At 44.1% G+C, this 20,701-nt stretch carries 17 protein-coding genes; 9 read left to right on the top strand and 8 right to left on the bottom strand.

Annotation, left to right across the window (positions count from 1 at the left end; genetic code table 11):
* Positions 1-130: 130 nt before the first annotated feature.
* The 4 genes from V1U08_RS07335 to V1U08_RS07320 all read right to left on the bottom strand — a co-directional run bounded on the left by V1U08_RS07335 (position 131) and on the right by V1U08_RS07320 (position 4,214).
* Positions 131-796, bottom strand: coding sequence for a hypothetical protein (locus V1U08_RS07335; protein ID WP_014231891.1), 666 nt, complete (start codon positions 794-796; stop codon positions 131-133).
* A gap of 195 nt (positions 797-991) precedes the next feature.
* Positions 992-2,998 carry a carboxy terminal-processing peptidase gene (gene prc / locus V1U08_RS07330; RefSeq protein ID WP_065296856.1) on the bottom strand — a complete coding sequence of 669 codons (2,007 nt, stop codon included), beginning with the start codon at positions 2,996-2,998 and terminating at the stop codon, positions 992-994.
* Between the two features lie 17 nt (positions 2,999-3,015).
* Positions 3,016-3,642, bottom strand: a complete 627-nt coding sequence (proQ, locus tag V1U08_RS07325) for an RNA chaperone ProQ (RefSeq protein WP_014231893.1) — start codon at positions 3,640-3,642, stop codon at positions 3,016-3,018.
* A 98-nt stretch (positions 3,643-3,740) separates the two neighbouring features.
* A complete protein-coding gene (locus tag V1U08_RS07320; protein WP_014231894.1) occupies positions 3,741-4,214 on the bottom strand; it encodes a GAF domain-containing protein in 474 nt (157 codons plus the stop codon).
* A gap of 92 nt (positions 4,215-4,306) precedes the next feature.
* On the opposite strand from V1U08_RS07320, the gene V1U08_RS07315 reads away from it, so the two are divergent.
* The 4 genes from V1U08_RS07315 to rsmF all read left to right on the top strand — a co-directional run bounded on the left by V1U08_RS07315 (position 4,307) and on the right by rsmF (position 11,598).
* Positions 4,307-6,103 carry an ABC transporter ATP-binding protein gene (locus V1U08_RS07315; protein WP_020333305.1) on the top strand — a complete coding sequence of 599 codons (1,797 nt, stop codon included), beginning with the start codon at positions 4,307-4,309 and terminating at the stop codon, positions 6,101-6,103.
* Between the two features lie 27 nt (positions 6,104-6,130).
* The gene (locus tag V1U08_RS07310; RefSeq protein WP_020333306.1) at positions 6,131-7,378 is read left to right on the top strand and encodes a paraquat-inducible protein A; all 1,248 of its coding nucleotides are present in this window, start codon (positions 6,131-6,133) and stop codon (positions 7,376-7,378) included.
* Positions 7,371-10,019 (top strand): MlaD family protein, encoded by a 2,649-nt coding sequence (locus tag V1U08_RS07305; RefSeq protein ID WP_329351675.1) that lies wholly within the window; start codon positions 7,371-7,373, stop codon positions 10,017-10,019. Before V1U08_RS07310 ends, V1U08_RS07305 begins: the two co-directional genes overlap by 8 nt.
* Positions 10,020-10,161: 142 nt before the next feature.
* Entirely contained in the window at positions 10,162-11,598 is a 1,437-nt protein-coding gene (rsmF, locus tag V1U08_RS07300) for a 16S rRNA (cytosine(1407)-C(5))-methyltransferase RsmF (RefSeq protein ID WP_330470313.1), read from the top strand.
* A 319-nt stretch (positions 11,599-11,917) separates the two neighbouring features.
* Here the strand turns inward: rsmF and V1U08_RS07295 are convergent, their stop codons facing one another.
* Positions 11,918-12,751 (bottom strand): CvfB family protein, encoded by an 834-nt coding sequence (locus V1U08_RS07295; RefSeq protein ID WP_014231899.1) that lies wholly within the window; start codon positions 12,749-12,751, stop codon positions 11,918-11,920.
* A 184-nt stretch (positions 12,752-12,935) separates the two neighbouring features.
* On the opposite strand from V1U08_RS07295, the gene V1U08_RS07290 reads away from it, so the two are divergent.
* Positions 12,936-14,288 carry a hypothetical protein gene (locus tag V1U08_RS07290; protein WP_065296859.1) on the top strand — a complete coding sequence of 451 codons (1,353 nt, stop codon included), beginning with the start codon at positions 12,936-12,938 and terminating at the stop codon, positions 14,286-14,288.
* 16 nt (positions 14,289-14,304) lie between these two features.
* Here the strand turns inward: V1U08_RS07290 and V1U08_RS07285 are convergent, their stop codons facing one another.
* A complete protein-coding gene (locus V1U08_RS07285; RefSeq protein WP_014231901.1) occupies positions 14,305-14,802 on the bottom strand; it encodes a PaaI family thioesterase in 498 nt (165 codons plus the stop codon).
* A gap of 422 nt (positions 14,803-15,224) precedes the next feature.
* Here V1U08_RS07285 and V1U08_RS07280 point away from each other — a divergent pair, with 422 nt between their 5' ends.
* Both V1U08_RS07280 and V1U08_RS07275 read left to right on the top strand, forming a co-directional pair.
* On the top strand, positions 15,225-16,277 hold the full coding sequence (locus tag V1U08_RS07280; RefSeq protein WP_020333311.1) for a 3-deoxy-7-phosphoheptulonate synthase: 1,053 nt from the start codon (positions 15,225-15,227) through the stop codon (positions 16,275-16,277).
* 28 nt (positions 16,278-16,305) lie between these two features.
* Complete coding sequence (locus V1U08_RS07275; protein WP_014231903.1) at positions 16,306-16,788, top strand: YajQ family cyclic di-GMP-binding protein; 483 nt, start codon at positions 16,306-16,308, stop codon at positions 16,786-16,788.
* 69 nt (positions 16,789-16,857) lie between these two features.
* Here V1U08_RS07275 and V1U08_RS07270 read toward each other — a convergent pair whose 3' ends face one another.
* Positions 16,858-17,778: a precorrin-2 dehydrogenase/sirohydrochlorin ferrochelatase family protein gene (locus V1U08_RS07270; protein WP_330470312.1), complete on the bottom strand. Its 921-nt coding sequence runs from the start codon at positions 17,776-17,778 to the stop codon at positions 16,858-16,860.
* A gap of 461 nt (positions 17,779-18,239) precedes the next feature.
* Between V1U08_RS07270 and V1U08_RS07265 the strand changes: the two genes are divergently transcribed.
* Complete coding sequence (locus V1U08_RS07265) at positions 18,240-19,268, top strand: amino acid ABC transporter substrate-binding protein (RefSeq protein ID WP_014231906.1); 1,029 nt, start codon at positions 18,240-18,242, stop codon at positions 19,266-19,268.
* 44 nt (positions 19,269-19,312) lie between these two features.
* Here V1U08_RS07265 and V1U08_RS07260 read toward each other — a convergent pair whose 3' ends face one another.
* Positions 19,313-19,441, bottom strand: coding sequence for a hypothetical protein (locus V1U08_RS07260; protein ID WP_330470311.1), 129 nt, complete (start codon positions 19,439-19,441; stop codon positions 19,313-19,315).
* A 53-nt stretch (positions 19,442-19,494) separates the two neighbouring features.
* On the opposite strand from V1U08_RS07260, the gene V1U08_RS07255 reads away from it, so the two are divergent.
* Positions 19,495-20,700: an amino acid ABC transporter permease gene (locus V1U08_RS07255; RefSeq protein WP_014231907.1), complete on the top strand. Its 1,206-nt coding sequence runs from the start codon at positions 19,495-19,497 to the stop codon at positions 20,698-20,700.
* Position 20,701 lies beyond the last annotated feature (1 nt).

Below are 20,701 nucleotides of genomic sequence, written 5' to 3'. Positions count from 1 at the left end.
TATCAAAATACAAGCCTTTACACCAAAAAATAGAGCTAATAGTGTACTAGCTCTACTTTATGGTTAACATTTATACAACATTACTTGCATTCACTAGGGTTACATCACGGTGAAGAATTATAGATAGTTGTTATTGTGTAACTCTATTTAAAACCGCGTACATATCACCATTTGAGTCTTCTATCGTCAATTCGTTTTTGTTGAGTTTATAAGTGGTTCCATGCTCGCCGTTTTCATACAAAAGAACTAAGTACTCATCCTCGGTATAAAAGACACCCTGTTTCACTGATTCTTTCCCGGCCTCATTAGAAACGCGGAATAGAAAAACGAAATCGGGTTGGAGAATCAAGTCCATGTGGCTGATCTTACTTGCGGCAAGGCCATCTCCAGAGACGTGAGAGCTAGACCAAATGCCTGCCAGCGCATTCGATAGACCCTTGGTGAAGGTGACACCATTAAGATCAAGCGTGTTGTGGTTATTCCGGTACGCATAGATTTGGGGCTCATCCGTATTCAGGCCAAGAACAATCGTATCTTCGTTGACATTGTACATCCCTTCCCAATGATCAACGGAATAGTCCTTTTTCTGGATATCAATAGAGAACATATAGTCAGAACCCAAAGACAGTTTGATGGCGCGAAAGTTTTCCGCAGACTCTCCTGAGTTCTGATTCAGCAAATACCAATCCCCGATTAAAAACGGGGTGTCAAAGTGACTTAATTCTTCTTCACGAGCGTTGTCGGCGCTGTACGCGCTAAAGCAAAAAAAACTAAGTAAAATAAAGAACCATTTCATATCGGCATCCTTATCGTTTTCTTTTAGCTTAGGCTTTAGTCATCTGTTTCGCGAAATATTTGAGATTCATCACGTAAATTGTTAGTACAAAAAAAGCGCATATTTATCTCAATATGGCTGGGAAATGAAGATAAAAAGATAGAAAAAAAGAGCGAGTCATAAGGACTCGCTCTTGTAGTATTGAATGTTTAGTCGTTATGACTGATCAGTTGGTTTCAACATATCAATCATAATTGAGACAGATTCATCGAGATAAACGTCTGGGGCTTCGTAGTCTTTAGGCACATCATCTAACGACTTAAATGCCTTTTTGCCTAGTAATGCCTGACGTTCATTGATGCGCTCCAGACGAAGCTTGTCTTCAGAATCTTGCTCCGCTTTGCGCACTTTTTCATTGAGCGACAAAAAGTTGTTGTCTTTATCTTGACGATATTTCTCAATGTCTTCGTTGATGAATCGGAATTCCATTTCATCCGCGATGCGCTTGTTATGCAGCTTTGTTAAACTCGCTACCAACGTATCGTTGTCCGGATACATTGTGTAACTCGCTTTATCGATGCTATCCCAAGGTAGCGCATTCTCTTCGACACTTTCACCGGTTTCAGAAGCTTCGATTGGCGTTGGATAAGCAATATCCGGCGCTACCCCACGATTCTGAGTACTACCACCATCAATACGGTAGAACTTCTGAATTGTGTATTGAACATATCCTAGCTCTTTATCAAAAAGGTCATAGATATGGTTCAACGAGCGGTGCTGCTGGACAGTCCCCTTACCAAACGAGTTCTCACCAAGAATGATAGCGCGGTTATAATCTTGCATCGCTGCGGCAAAGATTTCCGAAGCAGACGCACTATAACGGTTAATCAGCACCGTTAAAGGACCATCGTAACTGATTTGTCCATCAGTATCCGCATTGACCTTGATTCGACCATAGCTATCGCGAACTTGTACGACCGGACCTTCTTTGATGAACAGTCCCGTCAGAGCCGTTGCTTCTGTTAAAGCACCGCCACCGTTGTTACGCAAGTCGACAATCACGCCGTCGACATTCTTGGTTTTAAATTCCGCCAGCAATTTGTCCGTATCGTTAGACAAACCGACGTAAAAACTCGGTACTTCCAAAACGCCAATTTTCTTGCCGTTCTTCTCGATCACTTCTGACTTAACAGCTCGGTCTTCCAAGCGTACTTTGTCACGAACAATTGTGACAATGTAACTCTTGGCTCCAGCGCCTTCTGGCAATATCTGAAGGTTAACCTTGGTACCTTTTGGCCCTTTGATTAACTGAACCACATCGTCTAGACGCCAGCCAATAATGTCGACAATCTCTTCGCCATCTTGACCAACCCCAATAATGCGGTCACCTTCACCAAGCTGTTTGCTCTTTGAAGCTGGGCCGCCAACCACGAGTGAACGAATAACAGTGTAATCATCCGTCATTTGCAAAACGGCACCAATACCTTCCAGTGAAAGGTTCATTTCTGACTGGAACTGTTCTGCGTTGCGTGGAGAAAGGTAGCTAGTATGAGGATCGACTTGTCTTGCGAAGGCATTCATGTAGAGCTGGAATGCGTCTTCGTTATTGGTTTGAGTGATTCGCTTCATTGCGTTGTTATAACGCTTCTCTAAAACTTCTTTTATCTCTGGCCACTCTTTGCCAGTCAGTTTCAGATTGAGCGCGTCATACTTAACACGTTTTCGCCATAACTCATTAATTTCCGACTCATTTTTTGGCCATGCTGCTTCTGAACGATCAAGTTCGATTTCGTCATCGTTATCAAATTTGATTTCGTTGTCGAGCAAGGTCAACGCATAAGCAAAACGCTCGAAACGTTTTTGCATAGACAGATTATAGACATCGAATGCGATCTGGTTATTGCCAGCTTTAAGCTGATCATCCAGCTCTACAGACCAATCTTTGAAGGCGTCTATATCAGCTTGAGTGAAAATATTTCGATTATAATCAAGCATTTCTACATAGCGTTCAAAAATCGCTTTAGAGAAATCGTCATCGAGACTGAAATGCTTGTAATGAGAGCGGGTGAATCGAGAGGTGACTCTCTTGCTGGCCGTTTCGTGCTGAACTTCAGGAGTGAGCACCGGCAAGTCATCTTTGTGTAGTTTGGCTTCTAGAGCCTGAGCTGATGCTGCTAGCAATAAGCTAGCAGCGATCAGGGTCACTTTTGAACGGCAATTCATGCGTAGGAGTATCTCCCTTATGCGCGCAAGTGCTCCGCTTTTACAACCATTTGTAGGCCGTTAGCAAGTTGAACACGTACATCATCCTTATTGATTTCAACAATGGTCGCTGCCATGTTACCTTTGCCCATGTTCACATTTACTGCGTTGCCTACGGTGATTTCGTCAGCGTTTAGCGCGCGTGTTTCTACAGGCTGAGTTGGTTTCTGTGCTTTAGGTTTATTAGTACGACGAGGCTGTTGAGGCTTTTTAGCCGCAGGTTTTGCTTTCGCCTTACCCTCTTCACGAGCTTTCTGTGCTTGTTCTTTACGACGAGCTTGAACTTTCGCTTTGCTTTCTGCAAGTGTTGCTTTAGCGTGTTCTACGTGTTCTTCTTCTAGCTCACCACATGGGTTGCCGTCTAAATCTACACGTACCGCACCTGGTTTTACACCATGTAGGTAACGCCATGATGAAGTGTACTGTCTTAACGCTGCACGAAGCTGAGTTTTGCTTACTTTTTCGTCTTCATTTAGACGTTCCGCAAGATCTTGAAAAATACCAATTTTCAGAGGTTTTGCTTCACCTTCTAAAGTAAAGCACTTAGGGAAACATTCAGCAATATATGCGATAACTTCTTTGCTGTTTTTTAACTTTTCAGTCATGAGGGTTCCTGGTTTGAGCGGCTTTCCGCAGAGCATTAAGAAAAAATATTCTCGTATTATAGTGAGATGCCAACGAAAAACCACACTCGTGGACGAATTTATGCGTTGTTCGCGTGTGAATTAAGCAGCTTTTCTACTTCAGACATAAAATGAGTAAGCCCTGCTTCATCCGTTTCATTGAATCGGCCAATACTTGGGCTATCGATATCTAACACTCCGGCTACTTTTCCGTTAATCGTAAACGGAATCACAATTTCAGAATTACTTGCCGCATCACAAGCAATATGGCCTTCAAACGCATGTACGTCGTATACTCTTTGTATGGTGTTAGTTTTTGCTGCGGTACCACAGACTCCACGCCCCATCGGGATGCGAACACAAGCTGGCTTACCTTGGAACGGACCTAGAACCAGTTCGTCCCCTTTAGTAAGGTAAAAGCCTGCCCAGTTGAGATCTTCTAGTTCCATAAACAGAAGTGAGCTCAGGTTTGCCAAGTTGGCAATAAAATCTGGCTCTGACTCAATGAGTGCTGCGGCTTGCTTGGTTAGTCTTTGATACTGTTCTATGTTCATATTAACTTCCTACTAATTTATAACGCTTCCATTCTTATGGGTTAACGCTAAAATGCTGACCTACTTTATAATAGGACTTATTCTCAATTACAATGATTAAGAAAGATGACACTATTAGCCGTTCTTGGTTGATAACACAAGTAAAAAAGCACAAGTCCAAGCTAATTCTAGCGAACTTGATTGCTGTTTTGGCAACTTTGATTAGTGTTCCAATCCCTCTTCTTATGCCACTGATGGTGGATGAAGTCTTATTGGATCAACCCGCCAATGGCATAGCTGCAATGAATGCTGTTCTTCCAGCAGCGTGGCACACGCCTACTGGCTATATTTTCTTTACGCTGTTTTTGGTCGTGCTTATGCGCGCAGCCAGTCAAGCGCTCAACATCGTTCAAAGCCGTCAATTCACGCTGGTATCGAAGACGATTACCTTCGAAATGCGCAGCAAGATGATCGACAAACTAGGCCGAATCAGTATTCGCCAATACGAGACGAAAGGCAGTGGCGGTATCAACGCTCACTTGATCACTGATATTGAAACCATTGACCAGTTCATCGGCTCTACTCTGGCGAAGTTTGTCGTTAGTTTACTGACCGTTATAGGAACTGCAATCGTTCTTCTTTGGCTAGACTGGCGATTGGGTTTATTTATCTTGTTGGTTAACCCGGTCGTTATCTATTTCTCTCGTAAACTCGGCAGTATGGTCAAGCACCTGAAGCGCAAAGAAAACCACTCATTTGAGCTATTTCAAACGCGCCTGGTCGAAACGTTAGATGGTATTTATCAGCTTCGTGCCGCCAATAAAGAGAGAGAATTTCTTCAGCAACTGAAAAACAGTGCCGATCAAGTTCGTGTCGATGCAGATAAATACGCCTGGCAATCTGAAGCGGCAGGTCGTGTATCTTTCTTACTGTTCTTAATTGGTTTTGAGTTATTCCGCGCAGTGGCCATGTTGATGGTGCTGTTTAGTGACCTGACCATTGGCCAAATTTTTGCGGTGTTTGGCTATTTGTGGTTTATGTTGTCCCCTGTTCAGGAGTTACTTGGTATCCAGTTCTCCTGGTACAGTGCCAAAGCAGCATTAAAGCGCATTAACGATCTGCTTCTGCTGGAAGAAGAACATCGACCGCCGTCAAAAGTGAACCCTTTCACCGATGATCGCGAAGTGGATGTGAAAGTAGAGAACGTCAATTTCTCTTACAACAGTGAGCACAATGTGCTGGACAACCTCTCTTTGCATATTCCTGCAGGTAAGAAAGTGGCTTTGGTCGGCGCAAGTGGCGGTGGTAAGTCGACATTGATTCAGCTACTGATTGGCGTATATCAGCAAAATTCCGGACACGTTCGTTACAATGATGAGCTCACGCAGGATATAGGCTTTGACGTGATTCGTGATAAAATTGCCGTGGTATTACAGCAACCTATATTATTTAACGATACCTTAAGGCATAATCTGACTCTCGGTGGTAACTTCGATGAAATGTCATTATGGCGTGCGTTAGATGTCGCTCAGCTACAAGATGTCATTTCTCAGTTAAACCACGGGTTAGATACACAAATTGGCCGCAATGGTATTCGATTATCAGGCGGACAACGTCAGCGCCTAGCGATAGCCAGAATGGTATTGAGTAACCCTCAATTTGTTATTTTGGATGAAGCAACGTCTGCGTTAGATACAGCTACAGAAGCTGCTCTGCACAAGGCGTTGACAGAATTCTTGCGGGGCCGGACAACCTTAATTGTCGCGCATCGTCTGTCTGCTGTGAAACAAGCCGATTTGATCTATGTGCTTGAAGATGGAAAAGTAACACAAACCGGGACCCATGGAGAGTTAGTTGAGCAGGAAGGCTTATATCAAACCTTATATGGTGGCATTCAGTCCCACGCTTAAAACATTCTGTTCAGAGAGGTCGTTGTGATGGCCTCTCTGTCTAAGCACGCCATGAAACCTAACCGAGTCCGCCTGTGTCAGGGTTGCGAACTTCCAGTCGATATTGTCGAGTTACCACAAGGTAGACATGCCTACTGCCCTCGTTGCGGTACACAATTGTATCGTGGTGGACAGCACAGTTTGTCGGGCAATTTAGCCATCGCTGTGACGTGTATTCTGTTATTTATTCCGTCCCACTTTTTTAATTTCATCAGTATCAGACTGTTTGGCGTTATGATTCCGGCAACCTTACCGTCGGGAATGATTACTTTGATGGAAGAAGGCTTCGTGCTTCTCTCCCTATTGATCCTGTTCTGTAGCTCAATAGCACCACTTACCGTTTGTGTTTCTGTCGTCACGGCCCATATTTCAATCCATAAGCGTTGGTTTAATGGGCTGCGTGTTTCTCTTTGGCTGATCCAGCACCTTAAACATTGGGTAATGCTGGATGTATTTTTGGTCAGTATCGCCGTAGCCTGCTTCAAACTACAGGATTATTCGGACATTTTTGTTGGTCCGGGTTTAATTGGCCTTGGCTTATTGCAGATATTTACTGTACTTCTGGTTTCCCGAATCAGCGTGCGTCGCTACTGGGAAGTGTGGCAACCAGAGGCCACTTACCAGTTTGAACACAAAGATGTGCATTGTCATGAATGTCACTTGTCGCAACCTGAGAATGACTCATGTCACCGTTGCCAGCACGAGCTTTACCATCGTAAGCCGCATTCAATTCAAAAAACATGGGCTTACCTGATTGCCGCAACCGTAGCGATTTTCCCGGCTAACCTGATCCCTATTTCAATTTTGATAACCAATGGCCAGCGCCTTGAAGACACTATTTTTTCCGGCGTTGCGTCATTGATAAACAGCGGTATGTACGGCATTGCGGCAATTATTTTTGTCGCCAGTATTGTTGTGCCCGTGGTCAAAATTCTCAGCCTTGCCTACATCATGCTGTGCATCAAATTCAGACGTACGGTGTTCAGGCGACAAAGAATGATGATTTACTTCGCAGTAAAATGGATCGGTAAGTGGTCTGTCATGGATTTGTTTGTTATTTCTATCATGATGACCTTGATCGATCGTGGTCAGATACTCGACTTCACACCGGGGCTTGGCGCTGTAGCCTTCGGTTTAGTCGTGGTGTTTACTATGCTAGCAGCAGACAGTATCGACCCAAGGTTAATCTGGGACCAGCCCCAAAAACAATCAGAAAAAGAGTCAATGAATGAGTGATCAGAACAGTTCTCAAACGTCATACGTGCCAGACATTAAGAGGAGTAAAGGCATATCTCCCCTATGGCTGCTGCCGATTTTGACAATGGTTTTAGCCGGCTGGCTGGTGGTGAAATCGATTCACGATGCTGGTCAGCGCATTCAGATCTACTTTTCCGATGCAGCAGGCTTAGTGGCAGGAAGAACCACCATCCGTTATCAAGGTATGGAAATCGGTATGGTTCGCGACATTAACCTGACCGAAGATTTGGGCAGCATCTATGTTGATGCCGACATCTACCCTGAAGCCATCAAACTGCTGAATGAGAACACTCGTTTTTGGCTTGTGAAACCAACCGCCAGCCTCAGTGGTATCTCCGGCTTGGACGCGCTCGTTTCCGGTAACTACATTTCTATTCAACCAGGCGACAGTGACGAGTTAGAAACCGTTTTTCATGCCCTCGACACTGTTCCCACGGACCTACGTGTGACTCAAGGTTTGAACATCAAACTGACAAGCCGAGATTTGGGTGGCGTCTCGATTGGGTCTCAAATCGTTTATAAGAAGATCCCTATTGGCGCGGTATATAGCTATCAGTTGGATGATGATGCTAAATCCATCACCATTCAGGCAAACATTCAGGAACAATACCGCCACATTATTAACGATCGCAGTCGTTTCTGGAACGTAAGCGGCATTGGAGCAAACATTGGCTTTGGTGGTGTCGACGTTCGCTTAGAGAGTATGAGTGCCCTTATTGGTGGCGCTATCGCCGTGGATTCGCCTGATGACGGTGAACCTGTCGGTGAAAATACTCAGTTCCGTTTATATAAAGATTTGAAAACCGCGGGACGAGGAATTGCCGTTAAAATTGTACTACCCGATGACAACAAAGTGAGTGCTGAAGGTGCTCCTATCATGTATCGTGGCCTCGAAATTGGTCAGGTGACCGACCTGAACCTTTCTGAAGGCCGTGAAGTCATCATCGCCTCGGCGGCTGTACAGCCAGCATTCAGTGACATGCTGACAACTGGAACTCGATTTGTTCTGGAAGAGGCTAAGGTTTCCCTTTCCGGCGTCGAAAATATCGCCAACCTGGTGCGCGGTAACTACCTAACGATTGTTCCCGGTGAAGGCGAACGCTCTCGTCAGTTCACCGCTATCCGTAAAAATGTATTCAATCAGCAACAAGAAAAATCGATAGCGATTAGGCTAACTTCTGATAATTCATTTGGCTTGGACAGTGGCGCAAATGTGCTCTACAAAGGCATTGTAGTTGGCTCAATTATTAAAGTTGGGTTAGTCGAGGAAGGCCAGCAAGCGCAACATGAAGTCTATATGGATGTACTCATTGACCATGAGTACAAGCACTTGCTCAAATCGAACAACCGATTCTACGTCACAGGCAGTGCTTCGGCTGAGCTGACCGAGTCTGGGCTAAGCGTTACCGTACCACCTGCCAAACAGCTACTGACAGGCTCTATCAGTTTTGTCAGCGCAGGCGCAGCGAGTATTCAGAACGAATATCAACTGTTCCAAAGTGAATCGTTAGCAGAACTGGCGCAAAACAACCGCCGCGGCTCTCAAATTCTTACCCTATTTGCTCCTGAATTACCTTCGGTTTCAAAAGGCAGTCCTCTACTCTACCGCAATCTACCGGTGGGTAGCGTCTCGGATTTTCATTTGGTTGATGGCGGCGTGGTTATACAGGTGAGCATTGAAAATCGATTTGCTCACCTTTTGACCTCTCAAACGGTTTTCTGGAACCGCTCAGGTATTGAGATTGATGCATCCCTAGCAGGCGTGAGTGTTAAAGCCCATCCTTTAAAATCGCTCATCCAAGGTGGCATCGCCTTTGATTCTGTTCCCGGCGTTGAAAACAAAATCGGTGACCGCTGGAAGCTCTATGAGGATCAAAAAACCGCACGCAAATTCGGTCGTGTTATATCTCTGACAACCGATGGCACTCAAGAAGTGGTGAAAGGCATGCCTATCACTTACCAAGGTGTGACTGTGGGTGAAGTGACCCTTGTTGTGCCAGACTTCAGACGCAATTTGGTCGAAGTAACGGCGCGTATTTTACCTGAGTACGTATCTGACATTGCCGTCGAAGGTTCTCGCTTTTGGCTTACTGAGCCAGAAATTGGCCTTGGCGGGGTGAAAAACCTCGGCGCGTTGGTTTCGAAATCCATCAGTGTGAAACCTGGTAAAGGTAACGGTGCTTTTAGTTTCAAATTAGAGAAACAGTTTGACCAAGTCCATGGTGTGATGTTCACGCTTCAAAGTGAACAACGCGGTTCAGTACAAGCTGGAACGCCAATTTTGTATCGTCAAATGGAAGTTGGTCAGGTGACCGATGTTCGCTTGGGCGAGTTCGCCGATCGCATTGTCACAACAATCAAACTAAAACCGGAGTATGCCTACCTAGTGCGCCAGAACAGTGTGTTCTGGAATGTATCCGGCGTCGATGTCTCGATAGGTCTTACTGGTGCCAATATCAAAGCGGGAACCATTGATAGTATTGTGCGTGGCGGAATCGCCTTTTCGACACCGGAACAATCGCAAATTCTGCCTGCTGCTAAAAATGGCCAAACCTTCTTCCTCTACCCTCAGGCAGAAGAGAGTTGGCTGCAATGGCGAACAGCAATTCCTAAGCCATAGCTAACATTCCTATGCTACAGTTTTAAGGCAATAAAAGAGCAGCACTGGCTGCTCTTTTTTAATCCCCCACGTTTGGTGGCTATTCGTTTCTGCGCGACTTTCGTATATTATTTGCGGCAAATTCTGCAAACGAGATTCCACATTGCATCCTAATGTATACATCCCAGACGCGTTTCTGGAAAAAATCCAAACCATCCTACCTACTGGCCTTAACATGGAAGACTTTGTTTCTTCCTGTCAAAAGCCATTACGTAAAAGTATTCGCGTCAACACACTAAAGATAAGTGTCGAAGCGTTTATCCAACGAGCAGAAGAAAAAGGCTGGAAACTTTCACCTGTACCTTGGTGCGAGAGTGGTTTTTGGATTGACGCAGATGAGTCACAAGTACCATTAGGAAATACTGCAGAGCACATGTCTGGATTATTCTACATTCAGGAAGCTAGCTCAATGATGCCCGTGTCTGCCCTATTCATGAACGACGAGGCTTATCATGCTGTTCTTGATACCGCAGCGGCTCCGGGATCAAAAACGACACAGATCGCAGCGCTAATGAACAATGAAGGCGTCCTCGTTGCGAATGAGTACGCTGCAAGCCGTGTAAAAGTTCTGCATGCAAACATTGAACGTTGCGGTGTCCGTAACGCCGCGCTCAGTAACTTTGATGGCCGAGTATTCGGAGGCTGGCTACCAGAACAATTCGATGCGGTTTTACTGGATGCACCGTGCTCTGGCGAAGGTACTGTTCGTAAAGACGAAGACGCAATGAAAAACTGGTCACAACAATCGGTTTTAGACATTGCGGATACACAGAAAGATCTCATTGAAAGTGCCTTTCACGCGTTGAAACCTGGTGGTGTCCTGGTTTATTCCACCTGCACTTTAAGCACAGAAGAAAACCAGCAAGTCTGTCATCATTTAAAAGACACGTTTGGTGACGCTGTTGAGTTTGAAAGTCTGGAAAATTTGTTTGAAGATGCCAAAGCCGCCCTTACTGAAGATGGCTTTTTGCATATCTTCCCTCAGGTTTACGACTGTGAAGGCTTCTTCGTCGCACGTATTCGTAAGCACGCTTCGGTGGAAGCGCCAAAGGTGAAAAAACGGATGGGTAAATTCCCATTTACCAAAGCATCGAAAAAAGAGTCTGCTGAGATTGCTAATCAGCTTCACAAAGCATTGGACGTTGAGCTTCCAGATGACGGTGCGGTTTGGCTACGCGATAAAGACGTTTGGCTATTCCCTAATGCACTTGAGCCAATGATTGGTGAGCTGCGTTTCTCCCGGATGGGGATAAAAATCGCTGAAGCACACAAAAACGGTTACCGTTGGCAGCATCAGGTTGCGACCGCTCTGGCCACAGGTAAAGAAACCAATGCTATCGAGCTGACAATAGATGAAGCTCGCGAGTGGTATATGGGACGTGACGTACGCCCACAAAACATTCCTGACGGGGCAAAGACTGGCAAAGGCGAAGTGTTTGTCAAATATCAGGGAGCCATTATTGGCTTAGGTAAATGGGTCAGCAATCGTATTAAAAACGGCCTACCCAGAGAATTAGTACGAGATAAAAACTTATTTTAATATTTTTTATCTCGTCACAACTAAACGAAAAATAAAAGAAAAGCCATCGTAAACACGATGGCTTTTTTTATTAAGAGTATTAATGCACTGCCACGCTCTAGCGTTCCGAGTGGCCTGTACTAAACTAAATATATTAACTCAGAGCATTATTACTGCATCTTATATAGCTGCACAAACAAACACTCAAAAATAAGCGATTAAAAAGGTTTTAGCGTAGGCTCCTCGGAGCCATTTCCCCTAGGCCCAAAAAATGGAAGCGTTTGGGCCGCTTTTTTTCTCTCATTTCGAAAAGTTATATTTTAAGTACCTTGCCGTCTCGCTATGCCAGGCGAATACCGTCTTTTTCGATAACGATTTTACCTTGCTTGTACAGACCACCAATGGTTTTTTTGTACGTGCCTTTACTGGTGCGAAATGCTTCAAAAATCGCTTCTGGAGAAGATTTATCATTAAGAGGGAGAAAACCGCCCTTCTTCTCTAACTGCTCAATGATCTTGCAAGAAAGGTCATCCATCTTAGCGACACCGACTTTTTGTAACGCCAGATCAATTTTGCCGTCTTCTCGGATTTGCTTAATAAAACCTTTCAGCTTTTTGCCAATATACAGTTTGCCGAAAACATCTGAAGGGAAAATCATACCCCAGTGTTTACCGTTTACGATCGCTTTGTAACCAAGCTGACTGCGTTCAGCAATGATCAAATCGACTTGCTCGTTTATTTCGTAGTTAGCGGGTGTTTTATCCAACCACTTATTGAACTTCGTCGTACCAACAATTCGACCCGACGCTTTATCGGTGTACACGTAAACTAAGATCGTTTGACCAGCAGAAAAACGCGTGCGCTGCTCGCTAAATGGAATGAGCAAATCTTTATCTTTGATACCCCAATTAACAAAAGCACCTGTCTTGTTGACACCTTCGATCTTCATCAGGCCCCATTCGCCCACTTGAGCGACTGGTGTTTCAATGGTCGCAGCCAGTTGGCTTTCTGAATCAAAGTATAAAAATACGTCGATTTTATCACCAATTTCTGTGCCCTCTGGGACATGCTTGTTTGGCAGCAAAACAGAACCGTAATCATCACCATCCAGAAATACGCCAAAATCCGCCTTTTTAATGACTTCTAGGCTGTTAATTTGACCAATTTTAATCATTGATTTTGTCTCTTTTTAAATTTACGTGGAATTATACCTAAACTAACAAGAAAATCAGAGAGAAAAGCATATCGCTCTGTTATGCTGTTATTGTCTACCCCAATCATTCTCTTAGCAATCTGGTACTTATATGAACCGCACAATTTTCGGGGTAAGAATGCTTTAGCAAAGTCAGGAGCTTTTTTTGGTCACCGTTGATAAACAAGATTCAATCACATTAAAAATCAGCCATGAGCTAGCAAAAAGTAAAAGTGTCGACCTTGATATTTACTTCTTTGTCCCTGGTGAGCTTGGCTTAAGTGCCGACATCATCAGTGAATCAGAATTCTATTACACCTCTATCACACAACAGCGCTCCTACTACAGTAAGGAGATTCTACTTCCTTTGGTTCACAGCCGACTGGCTAAGCGAGGACGCCTCTCGAATCAACAGTACCGTGTCAGTTTGAGTTTGTTCGCTTATCAATACGTCATCGCCTTAGACAAAGCCGTTGCCAGTTTGAACAAGCTAGAAAGTAACTCCGTCACGGAAGATGAAGTTGATGAAGTTATCGAATTGGCTATCGCGATTTTAAAACGCCTTCGTCGTGGTATTCCTTTTGAGGAGAACCTCAAACGTTATTACGTTAACATCGACAACTATTTGTCGTGGTACACAGAGCAAAAATTCTTGTCACTCGTCGCTCATTTGCCGCGAGAAGGCGATTACAGCACGATCAAGAAGCGTTTGATTACCCTGTGTGAAAAAGAGCAAGCGCATCGTAAGTTAAATAAATATAACTCACCCAAAGTCACCGATGAAGTGACGCGACTCTCCAATAAAATGCGCCTGTTGAGACGTCTTATCGAACACCCAGTTGTCCTGCGTGAACAAACGGTTTCAATGGGGAAAAACGTTAAACGTGCGATAAAAGGCATCGCAACCGGTTTGGTGATGGTTGTCGTAACGTCAACTGTGATCCTCGCGCGTGATTATCTGGGCGAAATTTCAGCATCCTTCATTATCGCCATGTCCTTCATCTATGCCCTACGCGAAATTTTTAAAGATGATCTTCGCGATGCCATGTGGCGCTGGATACGTAAAGGAAAGCCCAAATGGCGTAAGAAATACATTGACCCAACCACTAAGAAAGTCGTTGGGAAAAAGTTAGAGTGGCTTGACTATAGAACGCTTTCTAGCCTGCCGGACAAGATTCAACAGATACGTAAAAAACGCGTCGTTCAGCGAGAAGAACAGATTCTTCACTATCAGGAAAAGACGGAAATGGCGACATCGATGTTTTTAAGTGGCTATGAGCAAACGCGACAAACCCTAAACATTAGCTTAAGACCCATTATTCGATTAATGGACAAAGGGTCAAACCGCGTGTACCACCTAAATGAAGGGCAAGTCACCAAAGAATCGGTTGAGAAACGTCACCTCATCAATGTGATCGTCAAAGAAAACAACCACACTGATGAACCCGTGTACTACCGTTGGAAAGTGGTATTGAACCGGTCAAAGATAGTGTCGATTGAGAAAATCGAATTGAGCTAACGAAAATAGTTAACGATTAAGCAGCCTTCTTTTTTTGTTGTGCTGCTTTTTTAATAGAAAGCGTCAGGTAAAACTCTGCCATTGGCTCATCGCCATGAAGAGACGGACAAAGTGCCGTAATTTTTACATCACGATTGATACGCTCACCAGTCTCCAGCGTGTAGTCCAGCATCTCGTCGATTAAAGGACCATCATCACAGATAAAATGAACATCAGCTTCTGGTCGTTTTAAAAACTCCGCCTTCACGCCTTTAAAGGCCAAAGAAATCGGCTCACCTTTCTCCTGAGCTTTACTCATCGCCAAAAAAGCCCCCGCCACATCCGCGCCAACCGCTAACGCACCGAAATACATGCTGTTAAGGTGGTTTTTGGTTCTTTTACGCAGAGGAATTTTCACTTCAACATGCTTATCGTCGATATCTATGATTTTTGGACGACAAAGCCAGATTAATGGAACTTTAGTGAAACCGAATACTTTCAAGTAAAGGTTTGCGCGACGTACTGCAGATAACATTTTGGTCTCCTTACCAACCTAACTCAGTCAGTTAATCAAACGCTCGTTTTAATGTCAAAAAGTTGTTAACAAAACTTGATCTACCTACTAAATTATTCGTCATAAACACATTAAAAAGTGACAGCGTCACCCAGACAGACTATCGTTTCTACACAGGCTAATTTCACCTGACTTTATCGATAATTAAAGTATTGAGAGCGCTTGATGTTTTTGCCACTGTGTTCAACACCGCCGTGGCTGGTGGTGAATCGTTACGTAACTATCTCGTGATAGTATGCTTTCAGGTTGTTATAAAAGAGTAACAACCTTATAAGCGTTTCACGCTATTTGGGATTTAGAGGCGAAGAATCCCGTGAAACAGTTTATTCCTGCCAGTAATTCCGTTATCTTTACCCCTTCGCAACAGAGAATAAAGCTATAAGATGCCTATAAAAACAGATGAATTGAGAACCCAACCTTTGGGTCCAATGCCTACCCCAGCGGAGCTAGGTAGTGAATATCCTATTACGGATGACGTTGCAGACCGTATTGCTCAATCTCGACGTCAGATTGAAAAAATCTTAACGGGTGAAGATAAGCGTCTTCTTGCGATCGTTGGCCCTTGCTCTGTCCATGACACAGAAGCCGCGATCGACTACGCTACGCGCCTGAGCGCAATCCAGGATAAGTACAAAGACGAGCTATTTATTGTCATGCGTACTTACTTTGAAAAACCGCGTACAGTTGTGGGTTGGAAAGGCTTAATTACCGATCCAAACCTTGACGGTTCTTATGCGTTAGAAGCTGGCCTTCATAAAGCGCGTAAACTGCTACTGGATATCAACAAGCTTGGTCTTGCCACCGCTACTGAGTTTCTTGATATGATTACCGGTCAATACATTGCGGATCTGATCACTTGGGGCGCTATCGGTGCACGTACCACTGAGTCTCAAATTCACCGAGAAATGGCATCTGCACTCTCATGCCCGGTAGGCTTTAAAAATGGTACCAACGGTAATGTAAAAATCGCGATTGATGCGATTCGTGCTTCTAAAGCGTCACACTACTTCTACTCTCCAGATAAACACGGTCGTATGACGGTTTATCGCACAAGTGGTAACCCATTCGGTCATATTATTTTACGTGGCGGCGAAAAAGGTCCAAACTTTGACGAAGCTTCAGTTAAACAAGCTTGTGACGCACTGGCCGAGTTTGACTTACCGCAACGCCTAATCGTCGATTTCAGCCATGCTAACTGCCAAAAGCAACACAGAAAGCAGCTTGATGTCGCGAAAGATATCTGCCAACAGATTAAGTCTGGCAGCACACGCGTTGCAGGTATTATGGCAGAGAGCTTCATCATTGAAGGCAATCAGCCAATGACAGACATCAATAACCTGACATACGGTCAATCAATTACCGACCCTTGTCTGAGTTGGGAAGATACAGTGACAATGCTAGATATGCTGGCTGACGCTGTAAAATCCACTAAGTAATTAATAACAAGATAATCAAGGAATCTTCATGCCATCGTTTGATATTATTTCAGAAATCGATACGGTTGAACTACGTAACGCCGTTGATAACGCTAACCGTGAACTATCTACTCGTTTCGATTTCCGCAATGTTAATGCGAGCTTTGAGCTAGTAGAAGAAAATGTAAAAATGTCTGCTGAAGGCGAATTTCAGCTGAAACAAATGCGCGACATTTTACGTGGTCACCTAGCAAAACGTAATGTCGATGCAAATGCTATGGACTCTCAAACACCAGAAGTGACTGGCAAAAACTGGCATCAGAACATCGTATTCCGCCAGGGTATTGATACGCCGACGGCTAAAAAGGTGGTTAAGCTAATTAAAGATGCGAAGCTGAAAGTACAAGCTTCAATCCAAGGTGATAAAGTGCGCGTCACGGGTAAAAAGCGTGATGACCTACAAGCGACCATGGCAGCTATTCGTGAAGCAGAACTAGGACTACCTTTCCAGTTCAATAACTTCCGCGATTAATCATTAGCGCAATAAACGAAAAACGCCGACGAATCATCGTCGGCGTTTTTGTATATTCTAGGTCGAGTTCTAGATCACGAGATCTTGTCCCTGCAGCAACATGAATTCACTGGTTCCTTCAGGAATAAATACACAGACGCGTAAGTTGTCTTGTTTTGCCTTCGCAAGCATGTCAGATAACTGTGCGGCGTTTGAAAACGATTCTCTCTCGGCGTCTCTTCTCACCAGCTCCATCGCGTCTGATTTACACTTCGTCGAGTATAACGCCAGTTCAGCTTGCTGCATGTAACGAACTGCTTTAATTGGCAACATTTCAACGTCTTTACCCACATGAATCCAAGTGCAGTTGCCCTTTTCATCAAGAGGCGATGCCATAGTCGCTTTGTAAATGGTTTCTAAATCTCTATTGTCACGCGCATTTTCAACGTCAGGATTCGAAAAGAATTGCTCCCAAAATTTACGACGTAAATCGACACTTGGTAACGCCTCTTTAATCGAGTTGCGCTTTGAGTTTGCAAAGTCAGCCATCAGCCCCATGTTCTGTGGAAGAATCATTTCTAACTTTTCACGAATATTACGAATCAAAACGGGTGACGCCCCACCACTCGAAATGGCTATCTGAATACGCCCACGATTGATCATCGAAGGGGTAATGAAGTCGCAGTATGGTTTGTCATCGACCACATTCACTAAGATACCCAATGCTTTAGCATCTTTGTAAACCTGATGATTCAAATCTGGATTGTCCGTTGTCGCCCAAACCTGAATAAAGCCTTTTGTGACAAGGTCACTTGAATAGAAACGCTGAATCCAATGTAGTTGATTCTCCTTCGCCAACTTAGCGAGATAGTCAACTAAGGTAGGCGAAACTACTGTGATATCCGCCCCTGCCTTTATTAAGGCCTCAACTTTTCGGCTCGCGACTTCACCGCCGCCAACAACGAGAACTGGTTTACTGATTAAGTCTAAGAACAGAGGAAAATATCGCATCTCAACCTTTGATTACACTAATTAACTATTAAAAACCATGCTACCAAAAATGGGGCATGGTCATCACCTTGTTTCGTTGACACAAATAATTTTTGTTCGAATTTTAACTGAACATAGCTGAGGTCAGCTAATGACAGTTTTAATAACGACGTTTTATTCTCTATTTGCGCCCGCTTGTTCGTTGAATGTTCTGATGCACCATCTTGAATACCAGTTGCACTATTTACAAACAATTAACATTTCGTCATTCTAAAACCTGAGGAATTTTGTAGGTTCTCTTAAAATTCCATTTAAATTATATATTTGAGAATTCACAGATCCTTTTCTACGCTTATATTTGATTGGTTGCTCGAATACCGTTTCTTCGAAAATCAATCACGTAGGACATAACACAACACAAAATTGGACACGCTAATTTTAAGTCACATTGATTTAACATGGATCATACAGGAAGGACACAAATGGCAAATAAACTAACAATTCTTGCTTCCGTCGTAGCGGCTTCTACTGCAATGATGGCAACATCAGCACAAGCTGCAGACTCTACTTTGGACAAAGTAACAAAACAAGGTTTTCTTACTTGTGGTGTAAGTACTGGTCTTCCGGGCTTCTCAAACCCTAACTCAAAAGGTGAATGGGAAGGTATCGACGTAGAATATTGCCAAGCACTGGCTGCTGCCGTTCTTGGGGACAAAACGAAAGTGAAGTACGTTCCTCTAACTGCAAAAGAGCGTTTCACTGCACTCCAATCTGGTGAAATCGATGTTCTTTCGCGTAACACCACCTGGACACTACACCGTGATACAGCTCTTGGCCTGAACTTCGTTGGCGTAAACTACTACGATGGTCAAGGTTTCATGGTGAAGAAAGATCTTGGCCTATCAAGTGCTAAGGAGCTTGATGGCGCATCTGTTTGTGTTCAATCAGGTACTACTACCGAGCTAAACCTTGCGGATTACTTCCGTAATAACGGCATGAGCTACAAGCCTGTGGTATTTGATACAGCAGCTCAAACGTCGAAAGGTTTCGATTCTGGTCGATGTGACGTGTTAACAACGGACCAATCTGGTCTGTACGCGCTGCGTTTAAACCTTCAAGACCCTTCATCAGCAGCAGTTCTTCCTGAAATCATTTCAAAAGAGCCTCTAGGTCCTGTTGTACGTCAGGGTGATGACCAGTGGTTTAATATTGCCAAGTGGACCCTATCTGCGATGATTAACGCGGAAGAGTACGGCATCACTTCTAAGAATGCGGATGAGATGTTGAAATCTGAAGATCCAAACGTCAAGCGTATCCTTGGTGTAGACGGTCCTCAGGGTAAAGGTCTGGGTATCCGTGACGACTGGGGCTACCAAATCGTTAAGCAAGTAGGTAACTATGGTGAGAGCTTCGAGCGCACTGTTGGTAAAGGTTCACCTCTTGATATTTCTCGTGGTGTGAACGCACTATGGAACGACGGTGGCTTCATGTACGCATCACCTATCCGATAGAAACGATTATTTAGGGCGGTTAATCCGCCCTTTTTCGTTGTCTATTAATCTGGATGAGTAAGGAATCTCACCTCTGGTGATAGCTGAGCCCAGTAATAAATAGGATTGATAGCGTTCAACCAACGCTTATGGTCTGTCATTGCCGGTGCACCAGATTTAACGGCCAGTAACAAGCCCTTACTCCTGCAGAGTGATATCTATAACTAAGGTTTGAGGTTAACGCTGTATGGAACCGACTAAAGATGCATCGCTAAGTACGATGTCCAAACCAAGTGGAAATAAAAGCCTATTTTATAATCCCGCTTTTCGTTCCGCTCTTTTTCAGATCATTGCTGTAGCTGCATTGGTATTTTTCTTTTATACCATCATAAACAACGCGCTAAATAACTTAGATGCTCGAGGCATTGCTACGGGTTTTGATTTTCTTAATCAGGAAGCAGGCTTCGGTATTGGGCTTACGCTGATTGAATATAACGAAACCTATTCTTATGGCAGAACTTTTGTCATTGGTTTACTAAACACCGCGCTGGTTTCAGTGTTGGGTATTATCCTGGCAACTGTGATTGGTTTTACCATGGGTATTGCTCGTCTTTCTTCTAACTGGTTAGTTAGCCGCTTAGCAGCGGTATATATTGAGACATTTCGAAATATCCCTCTTCTTCTACAAATCTTCTTTTGGTATTTCGCCGTTTTGCAGGCATTGCCTTCAGCAAGACAAAGTATCAGCCTTGGCGAAGCTATCTTCTTAAACGTTCGAGGACTCTACCTCCCTGCTCCAATATTGGAAAACGGCAGTAGTGTTGTTATCGCCGCGTTTATTATCGGACTCGTTGCGACTATCTCCATCTCTATTTGGGCGAAGAACAAACAGCGCCTGACTGGCCAGCAAACCCCAATGGGACGAATTGCTTTAGGATTGGTAGTTGGTTTACCTTTGGTCGTTTATTTCCTCGTTGGTATGCCTATCTCTCTGGAATACCCGGCCCTAAAAGGCTTTAACTTCCAAGGCGGCATCAGCATTATTCCTGAGCTTGCGGCTCTGTTGGTCGCGCTGAGTGTTTATACCGCAACATTTATCGCAGAAATCGTGCGTTCTGGTATTAACGCTGTGAGCCATGGTCAAACTGAAGCGGCTATGTCTCTTGGTCTACCACGAACCAAAACGCTAAAACTTGTGGTCATTCCTCAAGCTCTGCGAATCATTATTCCTCCATTAACCAGTCAATATTTGAACTTAACCAAAAACTCGTCATTGGCAATGGCTATCGGCTATCCGGATCTTGTGTCTGTGTTTGCGGGCACGACCCTAAACCAGACAGGCCAAGCCATTGAGATCATCGCGATGACAATGGGCGTTTACTTAGCGTTAAGTTTGATTACTTCCGCGTTAATGAACCTGTACAACCGTAAAGTAGCACTGGTGGAGAGATAAT

This window comes from Vibrio sp. YYF0003 (genome assembly GCF_036350715.1).
GTDB lineage: Bacteria > Pseudomonadota > Gammaproteobacteria > Enterobacterales > Vibrionaceae > Vibrio > Vibrio natriegens.
Note: the sequence above shows the minus strand (reverse complement) of the source record. Positions and strands in the feature narration are given on the sequence as shown.